Source organism: Iningainema tapete BLCC-T55 (assembly GCF_014698965.1).
GTDB lineage: Bacteria > Cyanobacteriota > Cyanobacteriia > Cyanobacteriales > Nostocaceae > Iningainema > Iningainema tapete.
The window spans coordinates 1-11034 of the sequence record NZ_JACXAE010000077.1 but is presented as its reverse complement, the minus strand read 5'-3'; the positions used below and the strand labels follow the sequence as shown (position 1 = coordinate 11034).

11 protein-coding genes and 3 pseudogenes are annotated in these 11034 nt (G+C 40.6%); 8 read left to right on the top strand and 6 right to left on the bottom strand.

Annotated elements, in window-relative coordinates; genetic code table 11:
- Positions 1-88 precede the first annotated feature (88 nt).
- Positions 89-1147, top strand: a complete 1059-nt coding sequence (locus tag ICL16_RS25310) for a hybrid sensor histidine kinase/response regulator (protein ID WP_337907120.1) — start codon at positions 89-91, stop codon at positions 1145-1147.
- A gap of 112 nt (positions 1148-1259) precedes the next feature.
- On the opposite strand, the gene ICL16_RS25305 is transcribed toward ICL16_RS25310, so the two are convergent.
- The 4 genes from ICL16_RS25305 to ICL16_RS47370 form a co-directional block, all read right to left on the bottom strand.
- Entirely contained in the window at positions 1260-3005 is a 1746-nt protein-coding gene (locus ICL16_RS25305; protein ID WP_190833491.1) for a WD40 repeat domain-containing protein, read from the bottom strand.
- Between the two features lie 266 nt (positions 3006-3271).
- Positions 3272-3823: a helix-turn-helix domain-containing protein gene (locus ICL16_RS25300; protein ID WP_190833488.1), complete on the bottom strand. Its 552-nt coding sequence runs from the start codon at positions 3821-3823 to the stop codon at positions 3272-3274.
- A 170-nt stretch (positions 3824-3993) separates the two neighbouring features.
- The gene (locus tag ICL16_RS25295) at positions 3994-4476 is read right to left on the bottom strand and encodes a hypothetical protein (protein ID WP_337907119.1); all 483 of its coding nucleotides are present in this window, start codon (positions 4474-4476) and stop codon (positions 3994-3996) included.
- A gap of 3 nt (positions 4477-4479) precedes the next feature.
- A complete protein-coding gene (locus tag ICL16_RS47370) occupies positions 4480-4644 on the bottom strand; it encodes a hypothetical protein (protein ID WP_337907118.1) in 165 nt (54 codons plus the stop codon).
- 93 nt (positions 4645-4737) lie between these two features.
- On the opposite strand from ICL16_RS47370, the gene ICL16_RS25290 reads away from it, so the two are divergent.
- Positions 4738-5040 carry a FitA-like ribbon-helix-helix domain-containing protein gene (locus ICL16_RS25290; protein WP_190833485.1) on the top strand — a complete coding sequence of 101 codons (303 nt, stop codon included), beginning with the start codon at positions 4738-4740 and terminating at the stop codon, positions 5038-5040.
- Between the two features lie 184 nt (positions 5041-5224).
- Here ICL16_RS25290 and ICL16_RS25285 read toward each other — a convergent pair.
- Positions 5225-5865, bottom strand: a pseudogene (locus ICL16_RS25285) (IS1634 family transposase); the annotation flags it as partial.
- Positions 5866-6049: 184 nt separating this feature from the next.
- Here ICL16_RS25285 and ICL16_RS25280 point away from each other — a divergent pair.
- From ICL16_RS25280 to ICL16_RS47805, 6 genes and pseudogenes are all read left to right on the top strand, one after another.
- Positions 6050-6274, top strand: coding sequence for a hypothetical protein (locus ICL16_RS25280; protein WP_190833479.1), 225 nt, complete (start codon positions 6050-6052; stop codon positions 6272-6274).
- Positions 6271-6663, top strand: coding sequence for a helix-turn-helix domain-containing protein (locus ICL16_RS25275; protein WP_190833477.1), 393 nt, complete (start codon positions 6271-6273; stop codon positions 6661-6663). The genes ICL16_RS25280 and ICL16_RS25275 overlap by 4 nt, the downstream gene beginning before the upstream one ends.
- The gene (locus ICL16_RS25270; protein WP_190833474.1) at positions 6632-7057 is read left to right on the top strand and encodes a hypothetical protein; all 426 of its coding nucleotides are present in this window, start codon (positions 6632-6634) and stop codon (positions 7055-7057) included. The genes ICL16_RS25275 and ICL16_RS25270 overlap by 32 nt, the downstream gene beginning before the upstream one ends.
- A gap of 195 nt (positions 7058-7252) precedes the next feature.
- Positions 7253-8717, top strand: a pseudogene (locus ICL16_RS25265) (ISLre2-like element ISCst1 family transposase).
- A 122-nt stretch (positions 8718-8839) separates the two neighbouring features.
- Positions 8840-9526: a DUF6399 domain-containing protein gene (locus ICL16_RS25260; RefSeq protein WP_190833472.1), complete on the top strand. Its 687-nt coding sequence runs from the start codon at positions 8840-8842 to the stop codon at positions 9524-9526.
- Positions 9489-9785, top strand: a complete 297-nt coding sequence (locus ICL16_RS47805; protein ID WP_420485302.1) for a DUF6399 domain-containing protein — start codon at positions 9489-9491, stop codon at positions 9783-9785. Before ICL16_RS25260 ends, ICL16_RS47805 begins: the two co-directional genes overlap by 38 nt.
- Before the next feature lie 26 nt (positions 9786-9811).
- Here the strand turns inward: ICL16_RS47805 and ICL16_RS47800 are convergent.
- Positions 9812-10786, bottom strand: a pseudogene (locus ICL16_RS47800) (IS1634 family transposase); the annotation flags it as partial.
- Between the last annotated feature and the right edge of the window lie 248 nt (positions 10787-11034).

Here is an 11034-nt window from a genome sequence, read left to right as displayed (position 1 = left end):
ATTGCTAATAACCTATACTAGAAGCGGCTTTCAGACATTAAATGAATAGTTCATTTGTTCGCATTGAAAGGGCTGCCCCCTTAACCCCATCCTTGGTTGGGCGAAGCTGCTACAAAGTCGTAGGTTCGATGAAAACAAAACAGTTGAAGCCTTAGCCACAATTGAGCGTAATGCTAAGTTGCAAACCCAACTGATTGATGACTTACTTGATGTTGCCAAAATTTTGCGCGGTAAACTCAGCTTTAACTCTGACCCCGTTAATTTAACATTTGTGATTGAAGCTGCCATCGATACCGTCAGAGCATCTGCTGTTGCTAAATCAATTCTGATTCGTCCAGAGTTAGCCAATATTGGGCAGGTATCTGGTGATGCTGTGCGCCTACAGCAAGTAGTGTGGAATTTGCTTTCCAACGCCATCAAGTTTACTCCCAATGGGGGACGGGTAGAAATCCGGTTACAACGCAAAGACAACCAAGCCCAAATTATAGTCACAGATAACGGTAAAGGTATTAACCCCGATTTTCTCCCGTACATATTTGAATCTTTTCGTCAAGAAGATGTCTCCGTTACCCGCAAATACGGCGGATTAGGGTTAGGTTTAGCAATTGTGCGGCACATAGTCGAAGCCCATGCAGGTACAGTTACCGTTGACAGTCAAGGTGAAGGACAAGGAAGCACTTTCACTGTCAGTTTACCGTTGCTCAACATTGAACCAGAAAGCGATCGCACCGAGGATTTATCAGTACATGAACTCAATCTCTCAGGTATTAAGATCTTAACCATCGATGATGAACCAGACAGCCGTGATTTTCTCACAATCATGCTAGCTTATTACGGCGCAGAAGTAATGACAGTTGCCACTAGTTCCGAATTTTTAGCAGCCATAGAATCATTTCAGCCAGATGTTTTGGTGAGTGACATTGGTATGCCGGAAGTTGATGGTTATACACTAATGAAACAAGTGCGTTCTCTCCCATCACAACGCAGCAGACAAATTCCCGCAGTCGCCCTGACAGCTTATGCTGGTGAAATCAATGAACAACAAGCCTTAGCTGCTGGATTTCAAAAACATTTATCCAAACCTATAGACCCAGATATGTTAGTGCTGGCTGTAACTCAATTAACGCTGTTTCATCACTCTGGGTAGAGTATAATAACCAAGAAATTACTTAGTGTAACCGTTTTAATCGTATCCGCCAGGAAATGATTCTGTTTCAAATAGGGGCAGCTCATGTTGCCTACCCCACAAGAATTATTTATTAACTCTTCTGCCAAATCTTAATTGTCTTATCCAAACTCCCACTCACCAAAATCTCCCCCGAAACAGTAAAAGCCAACGCTGTTACTGTATGAGTATGACCAGTGAAAGTAGCTAACAATTCCCCCGTTTCTACGTGCCATAATTTAATAGTTTTATCCGCACTACCACTAGCGATAATCTGCCCATCAGGACTCATGGCGATCGCGAAAACTTCATCCCTATGTCCCTTGAGGCTATGAATTAACTCTCCAGTTTCCAGCCGCCAAATCTTAATTGTTTTATCCCGACTGGCGCTAACCAGAATTTTGCCATCGCCACTTATAGCCAAGGAACGAACAATGTGAGAATGAGCAGTAAACGAGTGTAGTAGTTGAGGTTGTGGCAATCCTACTTCTGGAACTCGCCAAACTTTTATTTTGCGATAACTGCCTGTTACCATTCGCCCATCAGGGCTAAAAGCAATGGAATGAGCTACTGTATCATCTAATGATAGAGCAAAGGCGACCTCACGCAGCCTCAAGTCCCAAAACATAACGGTTCTGTCATCACCGCCAGTTGCTAACATCCGTCCATTGCTGGTAAAAGCAACACACCGCACCATACCATTGTGCTTGTGCAGAATATCTATTAAGTCTAATGCGCCTACATGCCATAACTTAATTGTTGAATCTGCGCCCCCACTCACTAACGTATACCCATCTGGACTAAAAGCAAGGGAATTGACTTCATCTACTATCCCAGATACAATCCAAGGATGCTCTGATAAAGTACCAATTAACTCACCTTTGGTCAAATCCCATAACTTCGTTTCCCCACGACTACCGCTTGCCAATAGTGAAGTTTCACCATTTTTACCTCTTGAACTGAAGGCAAGGCAATTAATTCCTCTCTTATGCCCTTTCAAGGTTTGCCAGCATTCCCAGTCTCCGATTATATTTTTGAGTGGATGTTCTGCTAACACTGTTTGCGCTGCTACAGTCACAGTTTCATCTAATACTGAGGGCTGATTTTTTTGGGTAATTAGTGATTCTAAATACCAGCTTACTCCTCCTATGTACCATAGGTGACTAGGTGTAATATATAGCTTTGGCTCACTAAATTCAATTTGATTCGTAGGCAAGAAGCCCATAATTACTACTGGTTTTTCGTAGCCTCTTTTATGACTACTAAATGGAGCAAATAAACATAAAAAAATTAATACTTGGTGATTTTTGACATCATCCTGAGTTATTGACCATTTTATTTTGTCTTTTTTGAGACTGTTAACACTTTCTCCGTCTGTAGCGTAAACTTGGATACTAATCTTGGGGTTAGCGGTGAGTGAGTAAGAAAATTTGCTTTCGCCCCGTAAATTTCCCTCATCATCTAACACCATGTTTTGCACGGCGTCAAGTGGGACTTTTTTTACTTGTTTGCCAAAACGTTCGGCGATCGCTTTGTCAACAACTAGCTCTCGCAACAGATAAACTTCTGCTTGCTGCTGGAAATATTGAGCAAAGGGTATCGCCCCCAAAGTTGTTTCCGGATACTCAGGAGGTGTGGGTGGGGGATTGAGCGCGATGATTTCTGCTTGTTCTTTAGCATAAGATAGCAATTTTGTCAATGATTCTTCCCAAAATGCCACAACTTCACTGTGGCAACCCTTGACTTGACTTTCGAGTAAATATAAATCATGCGTCTTCGGTTTTTTTACTCGTTGAAGAAAATCAGCTTGTTGTGATTTTAGTAAGCTTATCCAATCCATGTGCAGTCCTGTGGCACAGTATTGTCTACCAATGCTGTTTGTATTAATCCCGATCAGGGATTGAGATTATCCTAACGAATTTGGAGAACAAGATACTGTTTCACACAAAGCAGTTTCTCATCAAATCTTCATGAATTACGGCGCCAAGCTAAGCCTCCTGTAGGTAGGGAGCCGCACATATCCACCAGGTTTTAGTGGGCAATGCCTACCCTACGTGTATTGCAAAAATCAAATAGTAGTCCTATGTACCGTAACCACTCTCTACATCATGAGGCACGCTGTTGAAATTCCTCAACTTGTTGTTGATTTTGATTGCTCTTGTTTCGACGAGATGACAACAATTCTTCTTTTGTAATTGGCGTTCTTCTCAGGGTATCTAAAGGAACTAAAAACTCAGATGATTGGAGCTTAATATCCAGTGCATGAATCACTGCTCTGACATCAAGATAGCTGGCATCTTCATAGTCTTTATCTTCATAGCGCTGAATTTGCTCTTCTGTTAATCCAGCTAAATTAGCAAGTTCTTTTTGGCTAAGTTTAGCTGCCATACGAGCTTTGATGAGAATTCGCGGTAAATAGTCAATATCATCTAGTTTCAGCACAATTGGTGTCTGGCGATCGTGCGATGTCAGCATTTCATATTCAGCAATTTCTGCGTTCAATGCATCAAGATGATATTGTATGGTGCGGGCGTGTAGTGTCCACCCCTCTGGGTCACTTTTCTTATAGTTTTCTTCTTGCTCCAATGCAGCTAGTGATTTTTCAAATCCCCTGACACATTCTTGGGAGTATTCATATTGTTTTTCATCTTTAATCATGGTTCCCACCTTACTAAATCTATAGCTATAATTCCTTTTTTATTGTGCTTTTTATCTCTTTGGAAGAATTCTATAGAAACTAAACCATAATCTCCCACGGGCTGTTCTGTAAGTTTTCTACAATGCTAAGTAGAAAATTAGCAAAATATTATACAAAAATAGAACTTCTCTCAAGCCACGGAGACTAAATTTCCTGATGTGTCGGCTTTTAACAGTGCTGCAACAAGAATCCTGGTTAAGGGTTCTAAATCAGTGGGTACACGGTAGAGTGTTAATTCTTGTGTGATTAATTTTTCTTGACGATGCAGAACGCCAAACTGCCAAATCGTGCCAGTGGAAACGGCTCCAAATAGCTCGGGTTGTTGCTCCACTAATGTTGATTTTTCCCACTGATCAAGAGCAATAAGTTCAACTGCCATCTGAGTAAAACCGTTGGTCAAATCCTCTTGTTTTGCTTCAACTACTAACAGATTGGTTTTAGTTCTGAGTAAATAATCCAAATCGCCTTGAAGTTGATTACTTACCTTGATGGTATATTCAATCCGCAACTGTGCTCGTGTGTAATGAATTAAATCTTCCATCACGGGGGCAATTAACATCTCTCGTCGGGATTGCTCGTTGGTGAGATCGAAGTAGGGCAATACTTCTTCCAAGCGCTATCGCCTTTCTTGTAATCGATCTAACTCTTGTTGATATTGAGGTAAATCGAGGAGAGTACGTTCCAGTGAGTAGCCATATTCCGCCAACAATTCATCGGTGGGGGCTTTGAGTTTAGCAATTTCACTCTCAGTATAAGTCCGACTGAGGTCAAGCAGGGGCATAGGATGGTAGTAGGAAGTCAGTGGTTAGGCAAGGGGGTTAAGGTAGCGATCGTATTTATTTGCTATCTTTAGCTAAGTGGCAGGAGTTAAAACATGACTCATATTATTTTAGAAGACTTAGATCCAGTCATGATCGAGCGGCTAAAAGCTCGCGCTCAAAAACATGGACGCTCTTTGCCAGCAGAAGTGAAGGCAATTTTACAGCAGGTGACTCAAGCACAGGCAAAACCCAACTCCTCTGAAGATGAAATAATCCAGCGCAAGTCAGCTTCTATCCTACAACCCACATTCCGCACTCTAACTGTCACAAAGGGGTTTTTACTGAAGATTTTTTCGACAATGAGAGTAAAAAAACACTTTACTTGCTCGTATAGTCATATTATTTACCTACCCTAAATCGGATTTTTATTCTCAATAAGAAGCAATAAGTATTTGCGTTTAATTAATAGATGAAAACTTATGGTTGTTACGCTACTATCTATATTTTATTTATAATATATTAATTAAAAGTCATTAGAATTTGTGACTATTAATTAAAATTAATAGGCTCTATTAAAAATAAATTGTAGATTCAGTCCGATTAACATTTATAATAATAGCGACAATTTTCTGGTAGGAAACTCAGAATATATTTTCTTTCTTCAGTCAAATTTGATATTAATATTTCCTGATCAAATTCAACTAAATGTATGGATTGAAAACATTACTTGTCCATCGCATAGTCGGGTTATTTACAGATTTACCAAGCTGATTTTTAATCGTCGATTCAGCCGCTGATAAGGCTGATCTTATTTGTCTTTGAGCCAAAGTATATACTAATAGGCATAATCCCATTATCATAGCCATAGCTTCAATTCTTTCTGGAGACTTAAGGAAAATACTATCTGCAAAAAATAGGGGATCCTTGAGAAACCCAAACCCTCTCTCACAGCTTTGCTGTGCCTTATATTCAGAAAGCATATCATCATTACTAAGAGATTTTTCATCTAAAATATTTGTAGCAAGTATGAAACGTCCAGCACTTTGATAGGCTATTTTAATAGCATTTATATTCTCAGATAGTGAAGCATTTACTTGATAATATTTTTTTGGCTCTTTTGATTCTTTCTCTAAATAATCGATGCTATCAATTTGATGGTACTTTAACTTTTTGTTTAAACTATCCACAGCTTTAATAGCCTCTTGCTGAGAATTAAATTTTGAGTCAAGTAGTTTTTTCAGCTTATAAACATGGGCTACCAACTTAAAGTGGGACAGTTAAAGGGAAAGTTCCCGGTCAACTAAGGTTTGGCCATAAGCAAATGCGTCCTGCGGGGAGTTAAATAGAGGAGAGAGACAAATCGGACTAATGTAGATCATCCTAACCTCCCACTCATTGCCTCTGGGTACGAGGAGTAAGGCATGATTGCGGTCAAGTGCAGCAGGTAGGGTTCGGAGTGGAGGGTTTTGGGCAGCGTCAGGAGAAAGCATCGGTTATGGCGTGCAAGCGAACAAGAACCCGTTAAGAATAACACCTTGGTTGAGATATAGCGTTAGTATAGCTTTTGAAGTAACGGTATCAGCAGATGAAGAGCGCGAAGTGGATGGCGTGCTTCGTGGCGGGAGCGAGCGGGGCGGATATTTGCCGTGATTGGGATTAATGGTGGAGCATCGCTCCGACAGATTGCGGCGGCGACAGGGTTTTCTAAAAGTAGTGTACACCGGCATCTGCAAGCGATGGCAGCGCGGCAGCAACAACCAGGCGGGGCATTGTGGGAATTAGAGAGTGGTCAACAGTGGCTGCGGGTGCTGGTGTGTGCGGTGGTCTATTTATTTGGCGTACAGCAAGGTATCGGCAACGAGCGGCTATCAGAATTTTTTCATCTTGTACACTTGGAACGCCACATTGGAGTTTCTCCGACGGCGATTGCGGGCAACAAGATCGCAGGTGGAGCAACAAATTCTGGACTATCACGACAAACAACAGGCGGCGTTAGCCACGGACGGGGTGTCCGTCGAAATCTGTGCGGGCGCGGATGAAACTTTCTTTGAGCAGATGGTATTGGTTTTACTAGATTTGGCATCGGGCTACATCTTTGTCGAGACATTAGCGACCAATCGTCGCTATGACACCTGGCTGCAAACCGTCCAAGCCGCATTAGGGACAGGAGTGCAGGTGAAGTATCTCGTCAGCGACCGCGCCAAGGCGCTGGTAAAGCTGGCTTTAGAAGGGTTAGATTGCCCTAGTATTGCCGACTTGTTTCATGGGTTAAGGGAAATTAGTAAACATGTGGGTTGCCAACTGGGACGACAGTTACACCGGGTAGAAACCCAGTTGACCAAAGTGACATCGGAGATTGAACAACGAACCAATGCGGGTAAACCAACGACGGTACAGCAGGCATCCAAGCAGGGGAGCAACGCGAAAAAGTGAGTTTGCGTATTAATAGAGCGAGCGCGAAAAACTAGCTGAAGTACTTAATAAGTATTTTTACATATTTATTAGTATTAATACTGGAAAAAAGCTTTGGAGTGAGTAGCGACGCGGTAAACTTTTGGATGATTGTGATCAAAAAAAAGGTAGGATTCCCATGGCGTAATGGTTTTTCAACGGGAAATACCTACCTTGATGAAAAAAAATATATATGCAACTCTAGATTTAATCAAATCATTGGACATTTTTAAAGAAAATGTTACTAAAGTTTTAGAATTGACTAATATTGCCGAGTTGGATGGGGTGACTCTTAAAGAAAAAGAAGAAAAAATCAGAGAGCAAGCACTGATTTTAGCTGGGCAATGTATAGCTATATTACTGTATAATCTTTCTCAATCTCAAGAAGTACTATTACACTCTGTTACTCAAACACAAGGATGGTGGCATCCCAGAACGCGAAGACACGGATATAAAAAACGACAGATATTAACAATAGGGAATGTGGAAGTAACGCTAAAATTACCATATGTAGTTGAGCGGAGAAACGAACGAAAGGGAAAAAGAAAGTCTTTACACCAAGGGTTTTACCCATTTTTAAGATGGTTGGGTATGGAAGAAGGACTAACTCCTTTGGTGTGGTCAACAATTGCTAAATATGGAACAATTAGTAGTTCCTTTGAGACGGCACGTTCTACACTGATTGATTGGGGAATTAATATTAGTCTGAAAAGGATAGAACGTCTTACTTATCATTTTGGTAAAGTAGGGCTAAGCCAACGTCAATCTAAATTATTTAATTTAAAAATTGGGAATTTACCTACAGGTAAGGTTCTTAAAGACCTACGAGTTGTAATTGCTGTAGACGGCGGAAGAACAAGAATTCGGATTAATAAAAAAGGTAGGCGAAATTCCCAAACCAATAGACATGGATTTACCGGAGAATGGATAGAGCCTAAATTATTAACGATTTATGCAGTTGATGCGCAAGGTAAAAAAATTAAAACAGGCGAGATTCCCGTTACTAATGATGGTACTTACGAAAATTATCAATTTTTCTTAGAAATTTTGAAAATGCATCTGGTTGATTTAGGTATTAGTCATGCTCAAGAGGTATTGCTGATAGCAGATGGTGCAGAATGGATATGGAAGCATATTCCCCCACTTCTTGAGAGTTTAGGACTAACCAACGAAATTTACCAATTAATAGATTTCTATCACGTAACTGAGCATTTACAATTATTTGCCTCTGCTGCTTTTACTCAAGATGCTGAGCGAAAAAAATGGATGAAAACAGCTAAGAAGTATCTGAAAAAAGGTAAGATAACAACCTTAATTGAAGAAATGACATCCCTAACCCATCAGGCAAGTGAAGAGAGCCGTAAAATTATGACGGCACAAATTAACTATCTTACCAAAGCTGATAGTGTTTGTCGTCTAAATTATGCCAAAGTTAGTGCCAAACAAATGCCGATTGGCAGTGGTGCTGTTGAGAGTTTAATCCGTCAAGTTGTCAACTTACGCCTGAAGGGAAATGGCAAATTCTGGTTAAAAAACAACGCGCTCAATCATCTTACATGCTCGTTGTCAATGGGCGGCTGGCAATTGGAACAATTTTTGTAATTCTATCTTAACAAGTTTGATTAACCCAAAACCAGCCTGATAAAAATTTTACCAACACTCCGATTTTTGGCAGATCTAAAGTAACAATAAGTACTTGTTCAAAAACACGGAGCTGGCTTACTCCACAACTCAATAAAATTAATTCTTTGATTAAAGAGCTTCTTGAGATTTCTCACCGAAGAAAGTAAGCATGTGTTTATTTTGAGAATAAAAGTAAATAAAATCACTTTTATTCCTCCGTATGGGGTTGAGCATTCACTCTTTTTGGGATTCATCTCACAAAATCGCGTTGCTCCCCCAAGCAGCAACTCCAGTCCTCTGCAGGCGGCAATGCAGGCGACCCAAGCCAATTATCACCAACAGTTGCAACAGTTGTCGCTCTGTGTCCATCCGTTTGCCATTGATGGCAGTGGCTTTCAAACCACCGCTCAGGTCATGGACGCCTTGCAAACCCCCTTGCAAGCCTTGAAAGATTTGCCACTGGTGACAGCCTTGCCCCAATCGGCTGCTGCACTCGATCAGTTTGCTCGCCTGATTCCCGACCTCGCTGCTGTCATCAATACTTGGTGGACTTGGGTACGCCAAGTCTTGATGACCGAAAACCTCGATTCTGAAACCACCGATTGGCTCATCACTTGCCTGCTGCCCCTTGTCTACTGGCAACAACAACTAACAAAGACCAAGTCCCCGACCCTGAGAACACAGTATCAAACCGCTTATAGTCAAGCCCAGCAACATTATCACCGCCACCCCAGCACAAAACTGGCATCCCCAGCTCAGATTCAGCACTGGACTAAGTGGGCGCTCGTGGATGGTGAGTCATTTTCAACGCACCTCATCTCCCGTTGAAGGTCGTAATGGCACCCTATCCCGGATTCATCACACCGCCAGAGGGATTTCTGGGCGCCGACTGAAAGTCCTGACCATTATTCACAACTGGGCGCTTAAACGCAGCGATGGTTCAACTGCCGCCCAACGCCTCTTCGGCAGACCTTTCCCTGACTTGTTCCTTGCGATTGTCAATGGAATCGCTGAGTTACCCTTACCTAGAAAGCCGAGAAAACCTGCTCCCGCTGAAGTGCCCTGTTTACAAGCTGTCCCAGCTTAAGTGAGTAGCCTAAACATGCACTATTTTTTTGATTTAGATATTCTTTTCTCTAATTTTCGTAAATCAGATTCTTTTCTTTCAGTGCTTTCTACAACTAACCATCTCTGTTCAACTCCACCGTAATTGCTTCTGACTACAGAATAATAATATCCTGTTAAAGAACTACTAATAAAATCTGTTGATAATAATGTTGATATTGCGTCTTTTGCAAGTCCTATAGTTATAGGTACTCTACATAACCATCTCGTTCCAGATAATGAACTGATATTTTTTGCGTTATACAAAGCTGCATCTGCAACCATTAAACTATCTTCATTTTCTATTTTTTCTTTTTGCATTTGTTCTTGATATTCTAAAAATATTTTAGCAAAACTTGAAGAATTTGATTGATTTCCAGATGCGGTTTTTAAAAATATTGGTACATCTCCATCGACCGATGATATTAAGTCTATGATAAATTGTTTTAAATCAGGTCTATGGTCACGAGAATAGCCATAGGTTATTTCGATAGGTACTGGTGATTTTATTTCACTATTGGATGAATTATTATGAATAATTACATCTGGTAAACTCGTACTATATTCACCATGTAAATGCAACGAAGTCGAATCTAAATGTGACGATTTTAAACTAATATCAAATTTTTTTTATCACCTGACTGCTAATAGCTAAAAATATCTCCGTTAAGCCTTTAATAAATAGTTTATCCATTACTATACCTAATTTATCATCATTAGTTGTCCTGCCTTTACTCCTTTTCCGATTAGATATTCACTCATGTTATCTTCAAAAAACTCTGGAAACATATATAAAGGACTGCTGACAAAACCCAATCCATTTAATATCATTGCTTTGACCACATGTCCTGGACTAATTTTTTCTCCTGGCTCTTGACCAATTAATTCATTAATAATTTCTACCAAGCCGATCGAGTCTATAATCCCTGCGATTATACCTAAATGGTCTATGTTTTGAATTTCAATTTCTTTTAGATTAGACATAGCGATGGAACAGAGTAAACAACATCTGCTCAAATTTTCACATTTTATGTACCTAAAAATTTATTTGCAATGTCCAAACTAAAAACTTTCAGCGTTCCGTGCATATAGCGGTTCTCCCGAACGTGAGGTACAGGAAAAAGTAATTAACCACTCATGGTACACAGATAAACACGTAACCATTCACTCCCCCCCCCATGCGCGTGGCATGAAAATTAGCAAGTTTGCACGCAGGTAAAGAATATTGGCTC